Raw genomic sequence first — 20,726 nt, 5'->3', positions numbered from 1 at the left:
CGCCGCCTGCTAGTGGGTCTTGGCGGCTGCCTCGATGCTGTCCTTGGCGGCCTGGGCCACCGCTTCTGCAGTGATACCCACTTCTCGGTAGATGCGCTGGTAGTCCGCAGAGGCGCCGAAGTGCTCCAGGCTCACCATGCGGCCGGTGTCGCCGACGTACTCCCTCCAGCCCTGGCGGATGCCGGCCTCGACGCTGACGCGGGCCTTCACGCCCGGCGGGAGCACCTGGTCGCGGTAGGCCTGGGTCTGCTGCTCGAACCACTCGATCGACGGCATCGACACCACGCGGGCGCGGATGCCGTCAGCGGCGAGCTGCTCGCGCGCCTGCACGGCGAGCTGGACCTCGGAGCCCGTGCCGATGAGCAGCACGTCAGGCTCGCCCCCGTCGGCCTCGACGAGGACGTAGCCGCCCTTGCCGACGTCCTCGGTCGTGGCGAAGCCTTCCTCGCCCCGGGGGAAGACCGGCACGTTCTGGCGGGTGAGGATCAGACCGGCGGGGCGGTCGGAGTTCTTCAGGATCTGCAGCCACGCCGCGGTGGTCTCGTTGGCGTCGGCGGGACGCACGATGTCGAGGCCGGGGATCGCCCGCAGCGCCCAGAGGTGCTCGACCGGCTGGTGGGTGGGGCCGTCCTCGCCGAGGCCGATCGAGTCATGGGTCCAGATGTAGATGACCGGAGCCTTCATCAGGGCTCCGACACGGACGGCGCCCCGCATGTAGTCGGAGAACGTGAGGAAGGTGCCGCCGAAGACGCGGGTGCCTCCGTGGACGGCGATGCCGTTCATGATCGCGCCCATGCCGTGCTCGCGGATGCCGAAGTGCAGCACCCGGCCGTGCAGCGGGTCGGCCGGCCACTCCTCGACCGAGCGGTCCTTCGGCAGGAACGACGGGACGTCCTTGATCGTGGTGTTGTTGGACCCGGCGAGGTCGGCCGAGCCGCCCCACAGCTCGGGCATGAGCGGCGCGATCGCGTTGATCACCTTGCCGGAGGCGGCGCGGGTGGCCACCCCCTTCTCGTCAGCGGGGAACGAGGGGAGCGCGTCCTCGAGGCCCTCGGGCAGCGCGCGCCCCTTCATCCGGTGCAGCAGCGCGGCGCGCTCGGGGTTGGCGGCCGCCCACTCGTCGTAGCGGAGGTCCCACTCGGCGCCCCAGGCCTTGCCGCGCTCGAGCAGCGACCGGGTGTGGGTGAGCACGTCGTCGGGCACCGCGAACTTCTTCTCCGGGTCGAAGCCCAGGATCTCCTTGGTGGCCGCGACTTCGTCGTCGCCGAGGGCCGACCCGTGCGCGGCCTCGGTGTTCTGGGCGCTCGGAGCCGGCCACGCGATGATCGTGCGGAGCACGATGAGCGAGGGCTGGTCGGTGACCGCCTCGGCCGCCCGGATCGCTTCGTAGAGGGCCGGGACGTCCTCGTGGTAGTCCTTGCCGTTGGTGTGGTCCTGGTCCTTGGTCCAGTCGACGACCTGGACGTGCCAGCCGTAGGCCTCGTAGCGCTTCGCGACGTCCTCGTTGAAGGCGATGTCGGTGTCGCCCTCGATCGAGATCCGGTTGGCGTCGTAGATGACCGTCAGGTTGCCGAGCTCCTGGGTGCCGGCGATCGAGGACGCCTCGCTGCTCACGCCCTCCTCGAGGTCGCCGTCGGACGCGATGGCGTAGACGTGGTGGTCGAAGAGCGACTCGCCGGCGGCGGCCTCGGGGTCGAACAACCCGCGCTCGCGACGGGCGGCCATCGCCATGCCGACCGCGTTGCCGACGCCCTGGCCCAGGGGACCGGTGGTCACCTCGACGCCCGAGGTGTGGCCGTACTCCGGGTGGCCCGGGGTCTTCGAACCCCAGGTGCGCAACGACTCGAGGTCCTCGATCTCGAGCCCGAAGCCACCGAGGTAGAGCTGGGTGTAGAGGGTGATCGAGCTGTGGCCGGCGCTCAGCACGAACCGGTCGCGGGCGATCCAGTCGGGGTCGGCGGGGTCGTGGCGCATGACCTTCTGGAACAGCAGGTAGGCCGCCGGTGCGAGCGACATCGCCGTGCCCGGGTGGCCGTTGCCGACCTTCTGCACGGCGTCCATCGCGAGCACCCGTGCGGTGTCGACGGCCTTGCGGTCGAGGTCGGTCCATTCCAGCTCCGGGATCATGGCTCCGAGCCTACTCAGCGCTGGAGACGCTCCCGCACGCAGCCTGCGAGGGTGGCGCGAGTGGGCCGGATGGCGGAAGGAGCCCGTGCGACCGATACACTCGCAGTCGCTCTGACCGCTCGCTGTGAGGTACTCCGTGACGACTGTCGACCCTGATCGCCCAGCCCCCGGGCTGGTCGTCGGAGTGAACGGCGTCGTCGAGCCTGGGGCGCCCCGGGAGCGGGCCACGGCCCGCGACGTCGTGATGGCGTACGTCGGCCTCACCAAGCCGCGCGTGATCGAGCTGCTGCTCCTCACCACCGTCCCGGTGATGTTCTTCGCCGCCCGGGGTGTGCCCGGTCTCGGACTCGTCGTCGCGACGGTCGTCGGCGGGGCGTTCTCGGCGGGCTCCGCGTCGGTCTTCAACTGCGTCTACGACCGCGACATCGACGAGCAGATGCGCCGCACCCGACGCCGGGCGCTGCCGCGCCACATCGTCACGCCGCGGGCGGCGCTGGTCTTCGGCGTGGTCCTCGGCGTGCTGTCGACCGTGGTCCTGTGGGCGTGGGTCAACCCGCTGTCTGCCGCCCTCTCGGTGGGCGCCAACGCGTTCTACGTCTTCGGCTACACGATGCTGCTGAAGCGCCGTACGACCCAGAACATCGTGTGGGGCGGCATCGCCGGCTGCTTCCCGGCGCTCATCGGCTGGACCGCGGTCACCGGTGAGCTCGCCTGGGCGCCTGTCGTGCTGTTCGGTGTGGTGTTCTTCTGGACCCCGCCGCACACGTGGGCGCTCGCGCTGCGCTACCGCGACGACTACAAGCAGGTCGACGTGCCGATGCTGCCCGTGGTGCGCTCGGCGCACAACGTCGCGGTGCAGATCGTCGTCTACAGCTGGGTGATGGTCGCCACGAGCCTGGTGCTCTGGCCCGTCGCCGGCACCGGACCGGTCTACCCGGTCGCCGCCGCCGTCCTGGGCGCCGTGTTCCTCCTCCAGGCCCACCAGCTCGAACGCCGTGCCAAGGGCACCGAGGACCTCTCGGTGATCCGCCCGATGCACCTGTTCCACAGCAGCAACCTCTACCTCTCGCTGCTGTTCGTCGCAGTGGCGATCGACCCGCTCCTGCACTGATCGCTCTCGGTCCCTCCGCTCGACGAGCGGGAGGGCTCGGACTGCTCGACGAGCGGTGGGGGAGACGGCCGAGTGCTCAGGCGGACGCGGCGCCGCGGCGGGCCCGTGTCGTCAGCACGAGCCAGGCGAGCGAGGCGGCCGTCAGGGCGGCGCCGAGCATGTGGAGCAGCACGAGGGCGACGGGCAGGTCGAGGAAGTACTGCGTGAAGCCGACGGCTCCCTGGACGAGCTCGACCGCGACCAGGGCGGTGGCGGCGGTGCGCAGCGGCACGTTGCCGTCGCGTCGCGCGAGGACCAGGGTCAGCACCGTCGCCGCGACGAGCCCGTAGACGACCCAGGCGTGGACGTGCGAGAGCACCCGGGGGTCCAGCCCGGTGCGCCGCGAGTCGAGGTCGCCGGAGTGCGGACCGGAGCCGGTCACGATCGTGCCGAGGTAGATCACCGCGATGCCCAGCACCAGGGTGAGGATGGCCGCGCGGCGGGCGCGGAGCGACGCCCAGGCGCGCGGCCGGCCGACGAGGTGGTCGACCAGGATCACGCAGACGCCGATGATGCCCATCGAGAGCAGCAGGTGGAGCGAGACGACCCACGGGTTGAGGTCGGTGCGCACCGTCACGCCGCCGAGGAGCGCTTGGGCGGGGATGCCGAGCGCGACGATCGTCGCCAGCTGCCGGGGCCGCCGGTCGGCCTGCGGGCCGCCGGCCGTGACCGCGCGGTGGGCGGCGACCCAGCAGGCGATCGCGATGACCGCGAGCACGAAGGTGAGGGTGCGGTTGGTGAACTCGATGGCGCCGTTGATCCCGAGCTCGCGGTGCGGGACGTAGGACCCTTCGGAGCAGTGCGGCCACGTCGGGCAGCCGAGCCCCGAGCCGGTCAGGCGCACCGCCCCGCCGGTCACGACGATGAGGACGTTGGCGACCAGGTTGGCCCACGCCAGATGCACCAGCGTGCGGGAGGGCGCCTGCGTCACGGGCTGCTCGGTCATGGTCACTCCCACTTGAACCACCGCGCCGCGGCCGCGCCGCCGCCGACCGCCCACGCCGCGAGAACCAGCAGCTCGCGGCCCGGGATCGAGCCCTCGCACGCCTCGCGCATGCCCTCGCCCAGGGCACCCGAGGGAAGCCAGGAGACGACATCGCCCAGGCCGCCGTACGCATCGGCAGGGAGTACGACGGCACCGCCCGCCATCAGCAGGAGGTAGACCAGGTTCGCGGCGGCCAGGGTGGCCTCGGCGCGAAGGGTGCCGGCGAGCAGCATGCCGAGCCCGGCGAAGGCCGCCGTGCCGAGCAGGACGACCGGGACGAGCCCGACGACGGAGATCGAGGGCGACCAGCCGAGCAGCAGCCCGGCGGTGCCGATCACGGCGAACTGCAGAACCTCCACGCACAGCAGCGCGCCGATCTTGCCGCCGAGCAGGGCGCCGCGGCCCAGGGGAGCGGTGCCGAGCCGCTTGAGCACGCCGTAGCGCCGCTCGAACCCGGTGGCGATCGCCAGCGAGGTGAACGCGGTCGACATGACGGCGAGCGCCAGCACGCCGGGGGTGAGCACGTCGACCGAGGTGTGCTGCGACTCGAGGTCGAGCCGGGAGGCGCCCTTCACCGCGCCGACGAGCACGATCAGGGGGATCACGACGGCCAGCAGCAGCTGCTCGCCGTTGCGCAGCATCAGCTTCGCCTCCATCGCCGTCTGGGCGAGGACCTGGCGGGGGAGCGGTGCGGCGCCGGGGGCCGGCGTGAAGGTGCCGCTCGTCGTGGTCACGCGTCGACCCCCTTCTCGCGGGCGGTGAGCTCGAGGAAGACGTCCTCCAGGTTGCGCTGGCCGAGGGTCAGCGACTCGGGGAGGACATCGTTGTCCTCGCACCAGCGCGACACCACGGCGAGCGTGGACCCGTCGGCCGGGCCGGACACCTGCAGGCTGAGCTCGTCGAGCACGATCAGCTCCGTCGCCGTGCCGAGGGCGCTCGCGAGGGACTGGGGCGCGCCGGGCGGGAACGGCTTGGTCACCACGAGCCGGATCGTCGCCACGGAGCCGCCGCGGGTCAGCTCGAGCGGCGAGCCGCTCGCGACCAGGCGGCCCTTGTCGAGGATGTGCACCTGGTCGGCGAGGCGCTCGGCCTCCTCCAGGTAGTGGGTGGTCAGCACCACGGTGACGCCGTCGGCGCGCAGCTCCTCGAGCAGCTCCCACACGGTGCGTCGCACCTGGGGGTCGAGGCCCGCGGTCGGCTCGTCGACGAAGACCAGCTCGGGTCGCCCGACCAGGGCCATCGCGAGCCCGAGGCGCTGCTGCTGGCCGCCGGAGAGCCGCCGGTACGGCGTCCGGCCGCACTCGTGCAGCGCCAGCCGCTCGACCAGGAGGTCGGGGTCGAGCGGGTGTGCGTGCAGGCGCGCGACGTGGCGCAGCATCTCGTCGGCGCGCACCCCGCTCCACGCGCCGCCGGCCTGCAGCATGACGCCGATGCGCGGCATCAGCGCCTTGCGGTCGGCGAACGGGTCGAGGCCGAGCACCCGGACGGTGCCCTCGTGCGGGCGGCGGTAGCCCTCGCAGGTCTCCAGCGTGGTGGTCTTGCCGGCCCCGTTGGGGCCGAGGACGGCCGTGATCGTGTGGCTGGCCACCTCGAGCGAGAGGCCGTCGACAGCCGACTTCCCGCCGTAGGACATGCGGAGATCGGCGATCTCGACAGCGGGCGGCACGCCCCTCAGTCTACGGAGCGGCGCGCCGCGTCCTTGAGCCGGGCACCGAACCCGAGACCGCGGCGGCGATCGGCGCGGGGCGACCTGAGGACGGCGTCGAGACGGTCGCGCTCGCGCCGGTCCCACGAGGACCGCACGCGCTCGAGCGAGCTGGCCTTGACGTCCTCGGCCAGGAAGGCCCGGGCGCCGTCCGCCATCGCCGGGTGGCGGGACCCGGCGACGTCCACCGCCGTGCGCACGGTCGCCGACCGGGTCGCCGCGAAACGACCCCGGAGGGCCGCGCGCACGCCCGCGGCGGTCCACTCGCCGGCGGCCTCGGCCACGGCGTCGACCGTCGCGGTGTCCGCCGCGTCGAGGAGGCAGTGGGCCAGCTGAGGCGCCACGGCGGGGCCCCACGTCTCCAGGCTCGCCAGGAGCGGCCGGAGCGTGGTGTTGTCGGCGGCGTCGACGCCGGCCCGTGCCGCCTCGATCCGCTCGTGGACGGTGGCGTAGTCCATCACCAGGACCGCCAGCTCCTCGTCGGGGAAGTCGTCGCCGTCGTACTCCGCGTGCAGGAGGGCGACGAGCAGGTCGTCGTAACCGGCGTCGCAGGCTGCGGGCGTGTGCGCCATCGCGGTGAGGGACCGCCGCAGGAGCGCGGCGAGCGAGGCGTCGACGCCCTGGTGGCGCAACCAGGCGGCCACGAGCGAGGTGTCGCGCGGCAGGGTCGGCCGGCCGATGGCGACCGGCCAGGTCGCGGCATCGAGGGCGCGCGTCGTCAGCGCCTCGACGCGCTGCTCGCGCGGGAGCCGGCCCACGCCCGCGGCGTCGAGCCAGGGCTGCAGGCCGGTCGCGTCGGGATCGTCGCGCAGGTCGTCCCACGTGCCGTGGAGGACCGCGAACTCGGCGGCACGGTCGCCGGCCGCGAGCGCGGCGAGCAGGTCGTCGGCCGTCGCGTGCGCGTCGTCGGTCGTGGTGGTGTCGGTCATGGCTCCCCCGGGGTGCAGCAGCAGTGCCGGGGCATTGTCGCGCAGATCACCGTCCCGGTCCCACTCACGGGCATCGCGTCGGGCCGCGGCGGGGCCATGACTACGCTGTGCGCCGTGAGTCCCTGGGTCCTCGGCGCCGTGCTGGTGCTGTGCGGGATCGCCGGGATCCTCCTGCTCGTGCACCTGGCGCGCGACCGTGTGGTCGACGACGGCATGTTCCTCCTGCTCGGCGTCATCGAGCTGGCGCTGATCGGACAGCTGGTCGGCGGCTGCGTCGCGCTCGCCCACACCGACCGCGACGTGTCGGGTGTGCTCTTCGCGAGCTATCTGGTCGGCAACATCCTCGCCCTCCCCGTCGGCGCGTTCTGGTCGCTGGCCGAGCGCAACCGGTCCGGCACCGCGGTGCTCCTCCTGGCGGTGCTGACCGTGGCCGCGCTCGAGGTGCGGCTGGACGCGATCTGGGGCGGAGCAGCATGAGCGGCGTCGGGGTCGACCGCGAGGGCGCCCTCGCGGTGGGCTGGGGCCGCGCGCTCGTCTTCGTGTACGGCGTCTTCGCCGTCGCCGCCACCGGCCGGTCGATCCTCCAGATCAGCACGGAGTTCGACAACGCCCCGCTGGCGTACTGCCTCTCCCTGCTCGCGGCCGTCGTCTACCTGGTCGCGACGACGTCGCTGCTGCTCGGTGGCCGCACCGGTTGGCGTGTCGCTGCGCTCGCCGTCTGCGTGGAGCTCGTCGGGGTGCTCGCGGTCGGCACCCTCAGCTACGTCGCGACCGACCTGTTCCCCGACAAGACCGTCTGGTCGCACTTCGGTCAGGGCTACGGGTACTTCCCGCTCGTGCTGCCGTTCGCCGGGCTCGCCTGGCTGCGCCACACGCGCCCCTGACGGCACTTAGGGTGACCTTCCTTGAAGCGGGGGAAGCATTAACGTCACACTGATGTTGTGGAAAACGTGGACAGCCACAACCCGGACCTCGACCAGCCGACGCGGCAGCGCGTCGTGCGGTCGATCCTGGTCAACGGCCCGTCCACGGCAGCGGCTCTCGCCGAGCGGCTCGACCTGACCCCGGCCGCCGTACGACGCCACCTCGAGCACCTCGTCGAGGAGGGCGTCGTGGAGGCGCGCGACCCGCGGGCCGTCGGCACGCGCGGGCGCGGGCGACCGGCCAAGGCGTTCGCCCTGACCGAGCAGGGGCGCGACGGCTTCGACCAGCAGTACGACGACCTGGCCAGCGAGGCGCTGCGGTTCCTCGCCGAGACGGCTGGTCCCGACGCGGTGAAGGCGTTCGCCGAGCGGCGCGCGAGCTTCATCGAGCACCGGTTCCCGGTCGTGGCCGCGGCTCACCCCGAGGCGACCCCCGCCGAGGTGCTGGCCCTGGTGTTCTCCGACGAGGGCTACGCGGCGACGGTCCGCGAGCTGCCCGTCGTAGGGCAGCAGCTGTGCCAGCAGCACTGCCCGGTTTCCCACGTGGCCCACGAGTTCCCCCAGCTGTGCGAGGCCGAGACCGAGGCGATCAGCCGCGTGCTCGGCACCCATGTCCAACGGCTGGCGACGATCGCCCACGGCGACGGCGTCTGCACGACGTGCATCCCCGAGAAGAAGGAGAAGGTCAGCTCATGACCTCGATCGAAGACCTCAACCCGGAGCTCAAGGGCATCGGACGCTACGAGTTCGGCTGGGCCGACACCGACGTCGCCGGTGCTGCTGCGAAGCGTGGGCTCAACGAGGACGTCGTGCGCGACATCTCGGCGAAGAAGAGCGAGCCCCAGTGGATGCTCGACCTGCGGCTGAAGGGGCTCAAGCTCTTCGGTCGCAAGCCCATGCCCACGTGGGGCTCGGACCTGTCGGCGATCGACTTCGACAACATCAAGTACTTCGTGCGGTCCTCCGAGAAGCAGGCTGCGACGTGGGACGACCTGCCCGAGGACATCAAGAACACCTACGACAAGCTCGGCATCCCCGAGGCGGAGAAGCAGCGCCTGGTCTCCGGCGTCGCCGCGCAGTACGAGTCCGAGGTCGTCTACCACTCGATCCGTGAGGACCTCGAGGCGCAGGGCGTCCTGTTCCTCGACACCGACACCGCGCTCAAGGAGCAGCCCGAGCTCTTCCAGGAGTACTTCGGCACGGTGATCCCGGTGGGTGACAACAAGTTCGCCGCGCTGAACACCTCGGTGTGGTCGGGTGGCTCGTTCATCTACGTGCCGAAGGGCGTGCACGTCGACATCCCGCTCCAGGCCTACTTCCGGATCAACACCGAGAACATGGGCCAGTTCGAGCGGACGCTGATCATCGTCGACGAGGACGCCTACGTGCACTACGTCGAGGGCTGCACCGCGCCGATCTACAGCTCGGACTCGCTGCACTCCGCGGTCGTCGAGATCATCGTGAAGAAGGGCGGCCGCTGCCGCTACACGACGATCCAGAACTGGTCCAACAACGTCTACAACCTCGTCACCAAGCGTGCGGTCTGCGAGGCCGGCGCCACCATGGAGTGGGTCGACGGCAACATCGGCTCCAAGGTGACGATGAAGTACCCGGCCGTCTACCTGATGGGCGAGCACGCCAAGGGCGAGACGCTGTCCATCGCGTTCGCGGGCGAGGGCCAGCACCAGGACGCCGGCGCCAAGATGGTGCACGCCGCGCCGCACACCTCGAGCTCGATCCTGAGCAAGTCGGTGGCGCGCGGGGGCGGCCGGACGTCGTACCGCGGGCTCATCCAGGTCAACGAGGGCGCCTACGGCTCGAAGTCCAACGTGCTGTGCGACGCGCTGCTGGTCGACCAGATCAGCCGCTCCGACACCTACCCCTACGTCGACATCCGCGAGGACGACGTGTCCATGGGCCACGAGGCGTCCGTCTCGAAGGTCTCCGACGACCAGCTCTTCTACCTGATGTCGCGCGGCATGGCCGAGGACGAGGCGATGGCGATGATCGTGCGCGGCTTCGTCGAGCCGATCGCCAAGGAGCTGCCGATGGAGTACGCCCTCGAGCTCAACCGGCTCATCGAGCTGCAGATGGAAGGAGCCGTCGGCTGATGTCGGCTGTCGCACAGCACCTCGAGGAGGCCCTCGAGGTGGAGAAGGTCGAGTCCCACCTGCACCCGGAGGGTTCGTTCGACGTCGACGACCACCCGGTGCCCACCGGCCGCGAGGAGATCTGGCGGTTCACCCCGCTCAAGCGCCTCAAGGGCCTGCACCAGGACGCCGCGCTGACCGGCACGTCGTACTCGCCGGCCTTCGACGCGCCCGAGGGCGTCGTCATCGAGCGCGTGGAGGACGGGTCGCTCAAGGGTGTCAGCGGCCTCGTGCCGTGGGACCGGATCTCCGCACGCGCGTTCGCGGAGGCGACGAGCACGCTGGCGGTGACGATCCCCGCCGAGACCGAGCTCGACCGCCCGGTGTTCGTGACCCTCAAGGGCACCGGCACCGACGAGGCCACCGCGACCCACGCCGTCATCCGCGCGGGGCGCTTCAGCTCCGGCGTGGTGGTCATCAGGTTCGAGGGCTCGATGACCCTGGCCGACAACGTCGAGGTCGTCGTCGAGGACGGTGCGAGGCTGACCGTCGTCTCCATCGACGACTGGGCCGACGACGCCGTCCACGTGGGCCACCGGCACATCCGGGTCGGTCGCGACGCCGAGTTCAAGCACGTCGACGTGACCTTCGGCGGCGACGTCGTGCGCCACGACACGACCGCCGACTACTCCGGTCCCGGTGGCTCGGTCGAGATGCTCGGGCTCTACTTCGCCGACGCCGGCCAGCACATCGAGCACCGTCTCTTCGTCGACCACACCGCTCCGAAGACCAAGAGCCACGTCGTCTACAAGGGTGCGCTGCAGGGCGAGAAGGCGCACACCGTGTGGATCGGCAACGTCTTGATCCGCAAGGTCGCCGAGGGCATCGAGACCTACGAGGAGAACCGCAACCTCGTGCTCACCGACGGCTGCCAGGCCGACTCCGTGCCCAACCTGGAGATCGAGACCGGCGAGATCGAGGGCGCGGGCCACGCGTCCGCGACCGCCCGGTTCGACGACGAGCACCTCTTCTACCTGCGCTCGCGCGGCATCTCCGAGAAGGAGGCGCAGCGACTCGTCGTGCACGGCTTCTTCAACGACCTGATCCGCAAGATCGGCGTGCCGGAGCTCGAGGGGCAGCTCGCGTCGACGGTCGAGGCCGAGCTGGCCAAGAACGTCCTGAAGATCGCTGCCGACGAGGGCGACGCATGAGCTTCGAACGCGCCTGCGCGCTGACCGACGTGCCCGAGGACGAGGCGCTCGCCGTGAAGATCGGTGAGTACGACGTCGCGGTTGCCCGCGACGGCGACGAGTTCTTCGCGCTGCAGGACCAGTGCTCGCACGCCGCGGTCTCGCTCTCCGAGGGCGAGGTCGCCGACGGCACCGTCGAGTGCTGGCTGCACGGCTCCTGCTTCGAGCTGCGCACCGGCAAGCCGACCCACTTCCCGGCGACCGAGCCTGTCGCCACCTTCCCCGTCGCCATCAAAGAAGACAGTCGTGGAGTCATGTCCGTCTTCGTCGACATCACCACCACCCTGAACGGAGTCAAGCCGGCATGAGCACGCTTGAGATCAAGGACCTGCGCGTCCAGGTCAACACCGAGGACGGCCCCAAGGAGATCCTCAAGGGCGTCACGCTGACCATCAACGACGGCGAGACCCACGCCATCATGGGCCCCAACGGCTCGGGCAAGTCGACGCTGGCGTACTCCATCGCCGGCCACCCGCGCTACGAGATCACCGGCGGCACGGTGACCCTCGACGGCGAGGACGTGCTGGCGATGACGGTGGACGAGCGGGCGCGTGCCGGCCTGTTCCTGGCGATGCAGTACCCCGTCGAGGTGCCCGGCGTCTCGGTCGCCAACTTCCTGCGCACGGCCAAGACCGCCATCGACGGCGAGGCCCCCAAGCTCCGCACCTGGGTCAAGGACGTCAACGCGGTCATGGACCGGATGAACCTCGACGCGTCGTTCTCGCAGCGCTCCGTCAACGAGGGCTTCTCCGGTGGCGAGAAGAAGCGCCACGAGATCGCCCAGCTCGACCTGCTCGACCCCAAGGTCGCGGTGCTCGACGAGACCGACTCCGGCCTCGACATCGACGCGCTCAAGGTGGTCTCCGAGGGCGTCAACCGGTTCCGTGAGCGTGAGGGCAAGGGCGTCCTGCTGATCACGCACTACACCCGCATCCTGCGCTACATCAAGCCGGACTTCGTCCACGTGTTCGTCGACGGCCGCGTCGCGGACGAGGGTGGCGCCGAGCTCGCCGACGAGCTGGAGGCCAACGGCTACGAGAAGTACGTCGGGACGAAGGTCTGACGATGAGCGCGCTCGCCCTCCCCGGTCTGCTGCCCGAGCTCGAGGTGGTCCGCAAGGACTTCCCGATCCTCGAGCGAGTCCTGGCGGGAGGGATGCCGCTGGTCTACCTCGACAGCGCCAACACCTCGCAGAAGCCGCAGGTGGTGATCGACGCGATGGTCGACCACCTCGAGCGGCACAACGCCAACATCGCTCGCGCCATGCACCAGCTCGGTGCGGAGTCGACCGAGGCGTTCGAGGCGGCGCGCGACAAGGTCGCCAGGTTCATCGGCGCCCCGGGTCGCGACGAGGTCATCTTCACCAAGAACGCCTCCGAGGCGCTCAACCTCGCCGCCAGCACCCTCGCCTGGGCAGGGGAGCGGCAGGTCGGCCCGGGTGACGAGGTGGTCATCACGGAGATGGAGCACCACTCCAACATCGTGCCGTGGCAGCTGCTCACCCAGCGCACGGGTGCGACGCTGCGGTGGTTCGGCATCGCCGACGACGGCCAGCTCGACCTGAGCGCCATCGACGACCTGATCACCGAGCGCACCAAGGTCGTCTCCCTGACCTGGGTGTCCAACATGCTCGGCACCATCAACCCGATCGCCGAGATCGCCCGTCGCGCACACCAGGTGGGCGCCCTCGTGGTGGTCGACGCCTCGCAGGCCGCGCCGCAGCTGCCGATCGACCTCGCCGGCATGCCGGACGAGGAACGACCCGACCTGGTGGCGTTCACCGGCCACAAGGTCGTGGGCCCGACCGGCATCGGCGTCCTCTGGGGGCGCCGCGAGGTGCTCGAGGCGCTGCCGCCGTTCCTCGGTGGCGGCGAGATGATCGAGACCGTGCGGATGGAGGCGTCGACGTACGCCGGCATCCCGCACAAGTTCGAGGCCGGCACCCCGCCGATCGTCGAGGCCATCGGCCTCGGAGCCGCCGTCGACTACCTCGGCCACCTCGGGATGGACGCGGTCCACGCCCACGAGCAGGCGATCACCGCCTATGCGCTCGACGGCCTGGCGACCGTGCCCGGTCTGACGATCCTCGGCCCGACCGACGCGGCGCTGCGCGGGGGAGCGATCTCCTTCGAGCTCGACGGCGTGCACCCGCACGACATCGCCCAGGTGCTCGACTCGCGGGGGGTCGCCGTACGCGCCGGCCACCACTGCGCGAAGCCCGCGCACGCGCGCTTCGGCGTGCAGAGCTCGACGCGCATGTCGTCGTACCTGTACACGACGCCGGCCGAGATCGACGCCCTCGTCGAGGGCCTGGAATACACCCGCTCCTACTTCAAGTTGGACGGATGATGAGCAGCGCACAGGATCTCGATGCTCTCTACCAGGAGATCATCCTCGACCACTACAAGAACCCCCACGGCAAGGGACTCCGCGAGGAGTTCGAGGCCGAGGTGCACCACGTCAACCCTACGTGTGGCGACGAGGTGACCCTGCGGGTCCACGTCAGCGACGGGGTGGTCGAGGACGTGTCGTACGACGCCCTGGGGTGCTCGATCTCGCAGGCGTCGGCCTCGGTGCTCTACGACCTCGTGGTCGGCAAGCCGGTCGACGACGCGATGGCGATCCACGAGGAGTTCCTCGCCCTCATGCAGGGCAAGGGCAACGTCGAGCCCGACGAGGACGTGCTCGAGGACGGCATCGCCTTCGCCGGCGTGGCCAAGTTCCCGGCGCGCGTGAAGTGCGCACTGTTGTCGTGGATGGCATGGAAAGACGCCACCGTTCAAGCCGGAGGAAGCAATGACTGAGCAGACCGAGCAGACGACCGTCGACCACGGCGACCTGCCCGACGTCCCCGAGGCCACAGGATCCGCCGGCGTCGGCACCTCGACCAGCGTCGACGACGTCACCGAGGCGATGAAGGACGTCGTCGACCCCGAGCTCGGCATCAACGTCGTCGACCTCGGCCTGGTCTACGGCGTCCACCTCGACGACGGCTCCAACGTCGTGCTCGACATGACGCTCACCTCGGCCGCGTGCCCGCTGACCGACGTGATCACCGACCAGACCGAGCAGGCCCTGGAGGGCCTGGTCAACGACGTCGCGATCAACTGGGTCTGGATGCCCCCGTGGGGCCCCGACAAGATCACGCCCGACGGCCGCGAGCAGCTGCGCGCCCTCGGCTTCAACGTCTGAGCGAGCCCGACCGGGCGTAGGTCTCGTCGGTGTAGCGGCGCAGCTTCGTCAGGAACCACCGGAAGGTCAGGTTCATGACCGGCTTGCCGAGCGGCACGAGGAACCGGGAGGGCCCGGCGACCTCGAGCGCGAGCGTCCAGGTGAGACGGCAGCCCTCGGCGGTGCGCACCACGTCGTAGCGCTCCGCGAAGGCCCGCACGGTCTTCTCCGACGAGGCGTTGAAGCGGAACGCCATCTGGGTCGGCGGTGCCCACACCAGGAACTCCTCGTCGCCGACCAGCCCGCCGCGCATGTCGACGGTGCGCCGGGTGCCGACGCCGCGCGGCTCGGGAGTGGTCCAGGTGACGTGGGTGATGACCTTCGCCCAGCGCGGCCAGGCGTCCGCGTCCCCGAGGACCTCGAAGAGCTGTTCAGGGGTGATCGCCAGGTCGACGCTGTTGGCGTAGCGGTGCTTCGCCGTGTCGGTGAAGTCGACGTCGACCAGGCGGCAGGGGTGGAGTTCGGTCACGGCCCGATATTAGAACAAGTTCTAGTTGGCGGGCTGCTCGTCCGTGAGACGGCGCAGGTGCCGGAGGAAGCTCGCGAGCAACCGGTCGATCGCCGGCCGGCTCGCCCGGACGGCGGGCCGCAGCACGGTCGGCACGTCGAGACCCACCGACCAGGTCATGAGGCACCCTCCGGGCACCGGCTCGACGTCGTACCGCTCCGAGAAGGCCGTCACCAGCCGGGTCGAGGTCGCGACGAACCGGAACGCGATCCGCCGCGGCTCGTCCCAGGTGAAGAACTCCTCGTCCCCGACGATCCCGCCGCGCAGGCGCACGGTGCGCGTCGTGCCCGGGCCGAAGGGCGTGGGGCTGGTCCACGTGACCTTCGCCAGCGCCTTGACCCACCGCGGCCACGCCTCGGCGTCGTGGAAGACCTCGAAGAGGTGCTCGGGGCTGACCGCGAGGACCACGCTGTTGGCGAAGGTGAACGGCGCGGTCTCGACGAAGTCCTCACCGACCTGCTGGAGTTCACGCATCCGCGGCACGGACCGAGCGTAGGGGAGCCACCGGTCGGTAGCGTCGACCCGTGACTGTCGTGCTGGTGCCGTCGGGCCGCGTGGAGCGCTGGGTGGCCAATTTCGAGGGCCGGCACGGCGAGGCCGCCCTCGCGGTGGCGGACGGAGCGCTGCGCGGCGAGGCTGCGGACGGGTCGTGGTTCGCAGCCAGGCTTCCCTTCGACCACGAGTACGACGGCCCGGCCGATGCCGCGTCCTTCGTCGCCGCCGCGGCGCCCCCGTCGCGGTGGGGGGTGCTGCTCGTCCGCAAGGGCGGCTTCGCGATCGCCCGTGTCGAGGGGGAGACCGTCGTCGAGTCGAAGGTCGGACAGCGCCACGTGCAGGGCCGCACGAAGGCGGGCGGCCAGTCGCAGCAGCGGTTCGCGCGCCGCAGGGGCAACCAGGCGCGCGAGGCCTACCAGGCGGCCGCCGACCACGCGGCACGGATCCTGGCGGGCACCGACGGTCCGCTGGTGACCGGCGGCGACCGCGTCGCGGTGGAGGCGGTGCTCGCCGACCCGCGACTGTCCGGTCTCCCGGTGGTCGGGCCGTGGCTCGCCGGACCCGACCCGCGGCGCGCGGTCCTGGACGCCGCCGTCGGCGACGCCCAGGCCGTGCGCTTCGAGGTGGTGAACGCCGAGCGGCGCTAGTTGGCCAGCGCCTTCGCCCACGCGGTCGCGGCGACGTCGACCGGGTTGGGCAGCGTCGAGGTGTCGGCACCGGTCGCGGACTGGAAGGTGGTCGTCAGGATCACCTGGTGGGCGATCGTGATGATCAGGACGCCGTCGTAGCCGTCGCCGCTGAAGGAGTAGGCCGTGCTGGTGCCGAGCCCGGACGGGTCGACGTCGGCGGTGACGTCCTGCGGGGCCTCGATCTTCACGGCGGACCCGTCGGGGAGGGTGCCGTCGCTGCAGGCGAGGCCGTTGGTGCCGAGCGTCAGTGCGTTGGCCGCGTCGTCGTCCGAGCCGTAGATCGAGATCTCCTCCTGCATGGCCGCCTGGCCGCTGGAGTGGTCGATCTCGACCCCGCCCTGGACGGTTGGGGGCACCTGCTGGTCGAGCGGCGTCGCGCTCGGGTCGCACGGCGGCGGGTCGTCGGAGTCGGCGTAGCTGCCGGCGACGAAGTCGGCGCCGACCTCCTCGGGCGTCAGCAGCGCGGCGTCGAGCTGGTCCTGGGTGACGTCGGCACCGTCGGTGGGGTCCATCGGGGAGACCGAGGTGTCGGTGGTGGGGCTGGTGGTCGTGGCCTCGGACGTCGCGGACGTCGACGGGGACTCGGTGACGACCGTGGTCTCGGGGTCGGAGGACTTCTTGTCGTCGTCGCCACCGCCGCAGCCGGCGAGGAAGGTCAGGGTCAGCAGGGCGGCCGAGGCCGCCGCCGTACGTGTGGAGCGCATGCGGCGAAACTACCGAGAAATGCGCCTCATGGGAGCCGTCTCGTGAAGAAGGCGCTGTGGGGGTCCTCGACGTAGCCCTCGAACGGGCCGCACGACGTGAAGCCGCGCGAGGCGTAGAGCGCCCGGGCCGGCGCGAAGAAGTCCTGCGTGCCGGTCTCCAGGCTGAGCCGGCCGTAGCCACGGGCGGTGGCCTCGCGGACGACGTGGTCGAGCAGCCGACCCGCCACCCCGCGCCGGCGAGCCCTGGCTGCCGTCCGCATCGACTTGATCTCGCCGTGCTCCGGGTCGATCTCCTTCAGCGCCGCCGTGCCGAGCACGGCGCCGCGCTCCCGCAGGGTCCAGAACGTGAGGCCCGGTGCCGTGAGCGCGGTCGCGTCGAGGGCGTGGACGCTCTCGGCGGGCGACGTCGCGTGCATGTCGCGCAGGTGCTCCTCGAGGAGCGCCACGACGTCGCCGCGCAAGGGGTCGTCCTGCCCGATCACCATGGACCGAAGCCTCCCATGCTGGGGCCCGGCCCTCGATACCGTCGACCCGTGACGACCGAGCGGGCGATCAGGATCAACGGGTTGGTCAAGAGCTTCGGGGCGTTCCGTGCCCTCGACGGCCTCGACCTCGACGTCGCGCCCGGAGAGGTGCACGGCTTCCTGGGGCCCAACGGCGCCGGGAAGTCGACGACGATCCGGGTGCTGCTGGGCCTGCTGCGCAAGGACGCGGGTGAGGTGTGCCTCCTCGGCGGCGACCCGTGGCGCGATGCGGCAGCCCTGCACGGCCGCCTCGCCTACGTGCCGGGCGACGTGAGCCTCTGGCCCAACCTCAGCGGCGGCGAGATCGTCGACCTGCTCATCCGGATGCGGCACGGCGATCCCGCTTCGTCGCGGCGCGACGAGCTGGTCGAGCGGTTCGCGCTCGACCCCACGAAGCGGGCCCGGGCCTACTCCAAGGGGAACCGCCAGAAGGTGGTGCTCGTCGCCGCGTTCGCCACCGATCCCGAGCTGCTCCTCCTCGACGAGCCGACCTCCGGGCTCGACCCGTTGATGGAGCAGGTGTTCAACGACTGCGTCGCCGAGCACACCGCGCGCGGCGCGACCGTGCTGCTGTCGAGCCACATCCTGAGCGAGGTGGAGCGGCTGGCCGACCGGGTCACGATCATCCGGGAGGGGCGGACCGTCGAGACCGGGACGCTGGCCTCGCTCCGCCACCTCCACCGGAGCAAGGTGGTCGCGACGGTGAGCGGCGAGCTGCCCGACCTGGCGGGCGTCGTGGGGGTCCACGACCTCGCCGTCGACGGTGCGCAGGTGAGCTGCACCGTCGACCCCGACGCCCTTCCCGAGGTCCTCGCCGCCCTGACCGCAGCCGGTGTGGTCGCGCTGACCAGCACGCCGCCTACCCTCGAGGAGCTCTTCCTCGACGCCTACCGCCAGCCGACCGGATCAGGCCGATGACCGACGAGCTGGCCGGCACCCGCCTGCTCGTCCGGCTCGCCCTCCGGCGTGACCGCCTCCTCGCCTCGGTGTCGATCGGCGCCCTGGTGCTCCTCTGCTACGCCTCCGCCGCGGCGACGGCGGGCCTCTACGGAGACGAGGCCGAGCGGGTCCGCGCGGCGGAGGCGATCAACCGCAGCCCGGCGATCGTCGCCCTCTACGGCCCGATCCTGGACGTGCGCAGCGAGGGCGAGCTGGCGATGACCAAGATGACGGTGCTCTACGCCGTCTTCGTCGCCGCGCTGTTCATCGTCCTGCTCCGACGTCACACCCGGGTCGAGGAGGAAGCGGGCCGCACGGAGCTGGTCGGAGCGGGTGCGGTCGGCCGGTCCGCGCCGTTGGCCGCCGCGGCGCTCGAGGCCGTGGCGCTCGCGGCGCTCCTCGGAGTGCTGGTCGCGGCGGCGAACACGGCCGGCGGGCTGGACGCGGCGGGATCGGTGGCCTTCGGGGCGGTGTGGGCCGGCACGGCGCTGGTCGCCGCCGGCGTGGCCGCCGTGGCGGCGCAGCTGTCGGCCAGTGCCCGGACCTGCGGTGCGGCGGCCGCCGGGGCGGTCGGCGCGTTCTTCGTCGTGCGGGCTGTCGGGGACACCGGGCCGGCGTGGCTGAGCTGGTGCCCGCCGCTCGGCTGGAACACCCAGACCCGGGCGTACGGCGACCCGCGCTGGTGGGTCCTCGTGCTCCACCCGCTGCTCGCGGCCGCCCTGCTCGTCGTCGCGGCAGCGCTCCAGCGGCGCCGCGACCTCGGCTCAGGCATCCTCTCCGCGCGCCCAGGACCGGCGCACGGCTCTCCGCGGCTGGCCGACGCGATCACCCTGGCGATCCAGGTGCACGGCGCGGCGGTGGTGCTGTGGACGGTCGCCGTCGGCGTCCTCGGTGTCGCCTTCGGCATGATCGCGCCCGGCGTCGGCGACCTGCTGGACTCCGGCACCGCCAAGGAGCTGATCGACAAGCTCGGCGGGCTCCTCGTCGCCGCCGTGCTGTCGATGATCGCGGTGGTCGTCAGCTACTTCGCCGTCTCCGTCGTCGCCCGGGCCGGCAGCGACGAGGGCTCGGGCCGCACCGAGCTGGTGCTCGCGACCGCCACGTCGCGGTCGCGCTGGCTGCTCGCCACGCTGCTCGTCGCACTTCTGGGCGCGGCCTGGTTGCTCCTCGTGACCGGCTTCGGCCTCGAGATCGGCTACGTCGCCGCGTCCGGCCCGGACATCGGCGACCTGGTGGTCGCGGCACTCGCCTGGGTGCCGGCCGTCTGGGTGGTGGCCGGGCTCGCGACGCTCGGGTTCGCGCTGCGACCGGGCTGGACCGTGGCGGGATGGGCGTGGCCGGCGCTCTTCCTCGTCCTCACCCTGGTCGCCGAGCTGCTCGAGCTGCCGTCGTGGGTGGGTGACCTGTCGCCGTACTCCCACGTGCCGCAGGTGCCCGCCGAGCGCTGGGACTGGGGCGCCGAGACCGGTCTGCTCGGCGTCGCCGCGGTCCTCGTCGCGGTGGCCTGGTGGCGCTTCCGCGGGCGCGATATCGGCTGAATCCGGCTTCCGGTCCGCTAGCGTCCCTGCCATGTGGCAGCCCGAGCCCGACTGGGTGGCGCTCCCCGGTGGCACCGGGACGTCGACCGTCGGCGTCTGGCGTACGGCACTCGGCGGCCGCCCGGTCGTCGTGAAGCGGCTCTCCGCGCCCCTGCCGGGCGACCCGGCCGCGCTCCAGGACCCGGCGCACGTCGGCTACTGGCGGCGCGAGGCCGACGTGATCGTCACGGGACTGACCGACGCGACGCCGGGACTCCGCGGCTCGCCGGCGTCCGCCGAGGAGGACGCCGACGGCATCACGATCGTGCGCGACTGGGTCGAGGACGCGTCGTCGAGCGGCTTGTTCGTGGCGCTCGCCCTCGGCCGGTTCGCCGCGGCGGACCTGCCCCGGCCGCGCTTCCTGGCCCGCCACGTGATGCGGGACCGGATGGAGCGGGTCGCCCGCAACGGCGGCTGGCCGACCCTCGACCGGACCACGGTCGCCGACGTCGCGGACCACCTCTGGCGCCGGCGGGAGCCCATGCTCGACCTGCTCGACGCGTTGCCGCAGGTGCCGCAGCACGGCGACCCCACGGCGAGGAACATCCCGGGACGGGAGGACGACGAGGCGATCGCGATCGATTGGGGGACCCTCGGCACCGGCCCGATCGGCGGCGACCTCGGCTACCTCTCGCTCTCGGCCCGGGAGGGGTTCGAGCCGCTGCTCGACGCCTACCTGCTCGGCCTGCCGGCGGCGGACCGCGACGACGTGGTGCTCGGCGCCCAGGTCGTGGCGGTCTACACCGCTCTCAGCCGCGCGGAGTGGGCGCTGGCCCGGGCGGCGCAGGGGGAGGGTGCGCTCGCCTCGAAGTACCGTCACCCCGCCGTCGCGCCGCACCTGCGCACGCTCCAGCGCCAGTTCCCGCACATGGAGGCACTGCTCCAGCTGTGACGTCCCGC

24 protein-coding genes are annotated in these 20,726 nt (G+C 71.7%); 15 read left to right on the top strand and 9 right to left on the bottom strand.

The genetic code is table 11. The features are described 5' to 3' along the window. Positions 1 to 9: 9 nt before the first annotated feature. Positions 10 to 2,127, bottom strand: coding sequence for a transketolase (gene tkt, locus ACAX67_RS18145; protein ID WP_370705287.1), 2,118 nt, complete (start codon positions 2,125 to 2,127; stop codon positions 10 to 12). Positions 2,128 to 2,263: 136 nt separating this feature from the next. Here tkt and ACAX67_RS18140 point away from each other — a divergent pair, with 136 nt between their 5' ends. Then, positions 2,264 to 3,238, top strand: a complete 975-nt coding sequence (locus tag ACAX67_RS18140; RefSeq protein ID WP_370705286.1) for a heme o synthase — start codon at positions 2,264 to 2,266, stop codon at positions 3,236 to 3,238. A 76-nt stretch (positions 3,239 to 3,314) separates the two neighbouring features. Here ACAX67_RS18140 and ACAX67_RS18135 read toward each other — a convergent pair whose 3' ends face one another. From ACAX67_RS18135 to ACAX67_RS18120, 4 genes are read right to left on the bottom strand one after another with little or no spacing between them, the layout of a single operon-like run. Beyond that, entirely contained in the window at positions 3,315 to 4,223 is a 909-nt protein-coding gene (locus ACAX67_RS18135) for a COX15/CtaA family protein (protein WP_370705285.1), read from the bottom strand. Between the two features lie 2 nt (positions 4,224 to 4,225). Further along, positions 4,226 to 4,996, bottom strand: coding sequence for an ABC transporter permease (locus ACAX67_RS18130; protein ID WP_370705284.1), 771 nt, complete (start codon positions 4,994 to 4,996; stop codon positions 4,226 to 4,228). Then, on the bottom strand, positions 4,993 to 5,928 hold the full coding sequence (locus ACAX67_RS18125) for an ABC transporter ATP-binding protein (protein WP_370705283.1): 936 nt from the start codon (positions 5,926 to 5,928) through the stop codon (positions 4,993 to 4,995). The genes ACAX67_RS18130 and ACAX67_RS18125 overlap by 4 nt, the downstream gene beginning before the upstream one ends. 5 nt (positions 5,929 to 5,933) lie before the next feature. Next, positions 5,934 to 6,896: a hypothetical protein gene (locus ACAX67_RS18120; protein ID WP_370705282.1), complete on the bottom strand. Its 963-nt coding sequence runs from the start codon at positions 6,894 to 6,896 to the stop codon at positions 5,934 to 5,936. 114 nt (positions 6,897 to 7,010) lie between these two features. On the opposite strand from ACAX67_RS18120, the gene ACAX67_RS18115 reads away from it, so the two are divergent. From ACAX67_RS18115 to ACAX67_RS18070, 10 genes are all read left to right on the top strand, one after another. Next, positions 7,011 to 7,373, top strand: a complete 363-nt coding sequence (locus ACAX67_RS18115) for a hypothetical protein (protein WP_370705281.1) — start codon at positions 7,011 to 7,013, stop codon at positions 7,371 to 7,373. Further along, positions 7,370 to 7,780 carry a hypothetical protein gene (locus ACAX67_RS18110; protein ID WP_370705280.1) on the top strand — a complete coding sequence of 137 codons (411 nt, stop codon included), beginning with the start codon at positions 7,370 to 7,372 and terminating at the stop codon, positions 7,778 to 7,780. The genes ACAX67_RS18115 and ACAX67_RS18110 overlap by 4 nt, the downstream gene beginning before the upstream one ends. Before the next feature lie 66 nt (positions 7,781 to 7,846). Continuing rightward, the gene (locus ACAX67_RS18105; protein ID WP_370705531.1) at positions 7,847 to 8,515 is read left to right on the top strand and encodes a helix-turn-helix transcriptional regulator; all 669 of its coding nucleotides are present in this window, start codon (positions 7,847 to 7,849) and stop codon (positions 8,513 to 8,515) included. Then, positions 8,512 to 9,930 (top strand): Fe-S cluster assembly protein SufB, encoded by a 1,419-nt coding sequence (gene sufB / locus ACAX67_RS18100; protein ID WP_370705279.1) that lies wholly within the window; start codon positions 8,512 to 8,514, stop codon positions 9,928 to 9,930. Before ACAX67_RS18105 ends, sufB begins: the two co-directional genes overlap by 4 nt. Beyond that, positions 9,930 to 11,120 carry a Fe-S cluster assembly protein SufD gene (gene sufD / locus ACAX67_RS18095; RefSeq protein WP_370705278.1) on the top strand — a complete coding sequence of 397 codons (1,191 nt, stop codon included), beginning with the start codon at positions 9,930 to 9,932 and terminating at the stop codon, positions 11,118 to 11,120. Before sufB ends, sufD begins: the two co-directional genes overlap by 1 nt. Further along, positions 11,117 to 11,467, top strand: coding sequence for a non-heme iron oxygenase ferredoxin subunit (locus ACAX67_RS18090; RefSeq protein WP_370705277.1), 351 nt, complete (start codon positions 11,117 to 11,119; stop codon positions 11,465 to 11,467). Before sufD ends, ACAX67_RS18090 begins: the two co-directional genes overlap by 4 nt. Beyond that, the gene (gene sufC, locus ACAX67_RS18085) at positions 11,464 to 12,222 is read left to right on the top strand and encodes a Fe-S cluster assembly ATPase SufC (RefSeq protein ID WP_370705276.1); all 759 of its coding nucleotides are present in this window, start codon (positions 11,464 to 11,466) and stop codon (positions 12,220 to 12,222) included. Before ACAX67_RS18090 ends, sufC begins: the two co-directional genes overlap by 4 nt. A 2-nt stretch (positions 12,223 to 12,224) precedes the next feature. Continuing rightward, a complete protein-coding gene (locus ACAX67_RS18080) occupies positions 12,225 to 13,508 on the top strand; it encodes a cysteine desulfurase (RefSeq protein ID WP_370705275.1) in 1,284 nt (427 codons plus the stop codon). After that, positions 13,508 to 13,963, top strand: coding sequence for a Fe-S cluster assembly sulfur transfer protein SufU (sufU, locus tag ACAX67_RS18075; protein ID WP_370705274.1), 456 nt, complete (start codon positions 13,508 to 13,510; stop codon positions 13,961 to 13,963). The genes ACAX67_RS18080 and sufU overlap by 1 nt, the downstream gene beginning before the upstream one ends. Further along, positions 13,956 to 14,351, top strand: coding sequence for a metal-sulfur cluster assembly factor (locus tag ACAX67_RS18070; protein ID WP_370705273.1), 396 nt, complete (start codon positions 13,956 to 13,958; stop codon positions 14,349 to 14,351). Before sufU ends, ACAX67_RS18070 begins: the two co-directional genes overlap by 8 nt. Here the strand turns inward: ACAX67_RS18070 and ACAX67_RS18065 are convergent. Both ACAX67_RS18065 and ACAX67_RS18060 read right to left on the bottom strand, forming a co-directional pair. Continuing rightward, positions 14,341 to 14,859: an SRPBCC family protein gene (locus tag ACAX67_RS18065; protein WP_370705272.1), complete on the bottom strand. Its 519-nt coding sequence runs from the start codon at positions 14,857 to 14,859 to the stop codon at positions 14,341 to 14,343. The two genes, ACAX67_RS18070 and ACAX67_RS18065, sit on opposite strands and share 11 nt — an antisense overlap. A 21-nt stretch (positions 14,860 to 14,880) precedes the next feature. Then, positions 14,881 to 15,372, bottom strand: coding sequence for an SRPBCC family protein (locus ACAX67_RS18060; RefSeq protein WP_370705530.1), 492 nt, complete (start codon positions 15,370 to 15,372; stop codon positions 14,881 to 14,883). 50 nt (positions 15,373 to 15,422) lie between these two features. Between ACAX67_RS18060 and ACAX67_RS18055 the strand changes: the two genes are divergently transcribed. Beyond that, the gene (locus ACAX67_RS18055; RefSeq protein WP_370705271.1) at positions 15,423 to 16,040 is read left to right on the top strand and encodes an acVLRF1 family peptidyl-tRNA hydrolase; all 618 of its coding nucleotides are present in this window, start codon (positions 15,423 to 15,425) and stop codon (positions 16,038 to 16,040) included. On the opposite strand, the gene ACAX67_RS18050 is transcribed toward ACAX67_RS18055, so the two are convergent. Further along, a complete protein-coding gene (locus ACAX67_RS18050; protein WP_370705270.1) occupies positions 16,037 to 16,786 on the bottom strand; it encodes a hypothetical protein in 750 nt (249 codons plus the stop codon). The genes ACAX67_RS18055 and ACAX67_RS18050 overlap by 4 nt on opposite strands. A 26-nt stretch (positions 16,787 to 16,812) precedes the next feature. Continuing rightward, positions 16,813 to 17,271 carry a GNAT family N-acetyltransferase gene (locus tag ACAX67_RS18045; protein ID WP_370705269.1) on the bottom strand — a complete coding sequence of 153 codons (459 nt, stop codon included), beginning with the start codon at positions 17,269 to 17,271 and terminating at the stop codon, positions 16,813 to 16,815. Between the two features lie 15 nt (positions 17,272 to 17,286). Between ACAX67_RS18045 and ACAX67_RS18040 the strand changes: the two genes are divergently transcribed. Genes ACAX67_RS18040 through ACAX67_RS18030 form a run of 3 tightly spaced genes read left to right on the top strand, consistent with a single transcriptional unit; the run spans position 17,287 to position 20,718 of the window. After that, a complete protein-coding gene (locus tag ACAX67_RS18040; RefSeq protein ID WP_370705268.1) occupies positions 17,287 to 18,228 on the top strand; it encodes an ABC transporter ATP-binding protein in 942 nt (313 codons plus the stop codon). Next, complete coding sequence (locus ACAX67_RS18035; protein WP_370705267.1) at positions 18,225 to 19,787, top strand: ABC transporter permease; 1,563 nt, start codon at positions 18,225 to 18,227, stop codon at positions 19,785 to 19,787. Before ACAX67_RS18040 ends, ACAX67_RS18035 begins: the two co-directional genes overlap by 4 nt. 31 nt (positions 19,788 to 19,818) lie before the next feature. Beyond that, positions 19,819 to 20,718 (top strand): phosphotransferase, encoded by a 900-nt coding sequence (locus ACAX67_RS18030; RefSeq protein ID WP_370705266.1) that lies wholly within the window; start codon positions 19,819 to 19,821, stop codon positions 20,716 to 20,718. The last annotated feature ends 8 nt before the right edge of the window (positions 20,719 to 20,726 follow it).

This window comes from Nocardioides candidus (genome assembly GCF_041321175.1).
Lineage (GTDB): Bacteria > Actinomycetota > Actinomycetes > Propionibacteriales > Nocardioidaceae > Nocardioides.
Note: the sequence above shows the minus strand (reverse complement) of the source record. Positions and strands in the feature narration are given on the sequence as shown.

Coding starts and splice junctions, on each gene's coding strand:
- tkt (WP_370705287.1), bottom strand. CDS start 2,127: ATGATCCCGGAGCTGGAATGGACCGACCTCGACCGCAAGGCCGTCGAC.
- ACAX67_RS18135 (WP_370705285.1), bottom strand. CDS start 4,223: ATGACCGAGCAGCCCGTGACGCAGGCGCCCTCCCGCACGCTGGTGCAT.
- ACAX67_RS18120 (WP_370705282.1), bottom strand. CDS start 6,896: ATGACCGACACCACCACGACCGACGACGCGCACGCGACGGCCGACGAC.
- ACAX67_RS18110 (WP_370705280.1), top strand. CDS start 7,370: ATGAGCGGCGTCGGGGTCGACCGCGAGGGCGCCCTCGCGGTGGGCTGG.
- sufB (WP_370705279.1), top strand. CDS start 8,512: ATGACCTCGATCGAAGACCTCAACCCGGAGCTCAAGGGCATCGGACGC.
- sufD (WP_370705278.1), top strand. CDS start 9,930: ATGTCGGCTGTCGCACAGCACCTCGAGGAGGCCCTCGAGGTGGAGAAG.
- ACAX67_RS18090 (WP_370705277.1), top strand. CDS start 11,117: ATGAGCTTCGAACGCGCCTGCGCGCTGACCGACGTGCCCGAGGACGAG.
- sufC (WP_370705276.1), top strand. CDS start 11,464: ATGAGCACGCTTGAGATCAAGGACCTGCGCGTCCAGGTCAACACCGAG.
- ACAX67_RS18080 (WP_370705275.1), top strand. CDS start 12,225: ATGAGCGCGCTCGCCCTCCCCGGTCTGCTGCCCGAGCTCGAGGTGGTC.
- sufU (WP_370705274.1), top strand. CDS start 13,508: ATGAGCAGCGCACAGGATCTCGATGCTCTCTACCAGGAGATCATCCTC.
- ACAX67_RS18070 (WP_370705273.1), top strand. CDS start 13,956: ATGACTGAGCAGACCGAGCAGACGACCGTCGACCACGGCGACCTGCCC.
- ACAX67_RS18060 (WP_370705530.1), bottom strand. CDS start 15,372: ATGCGTGAACTCCAGCAGGTCGGTGAGGACTTCGTCGAGACCGCGCCG.
- ACAX67_RS18050 (WP_370705270.1), bottom strand. CDS start 16,786: ATGCGCTCCACACGTACGGCGGCGGCCTCGGCCGCCCTGCTGACCCTG.
- ACAX67_RS18045 (WP_370705269.1), bottom strand. CDS start 17,271: ATGGTGATCGGGCAGGACGACCCCTTGCGCGGCGACGTCGTGGCGCTC.
- ACAX67_RS18040 (WP_370705268.1), top strand. CDS start 17,287: ATGCTGGGGCCCGGCCCTCGATACCGTCGACCCGTGACGACCGAGCGG.
- ACAX67_RS18035 (WP_370705267.1), top strand. CDS start 18,225: ATGACCGACGAGCTGGCCGGCACCCGCCTGCTCGTCCGGCTCGCCCTC.
- ACAX67_RS18030 (WP_370705266.1), top strand. CDS start 19,819: ATGTGGCAGCCCGAGCCCGACTGGGTGGCGCTCCCCGGTGGCACCGGG.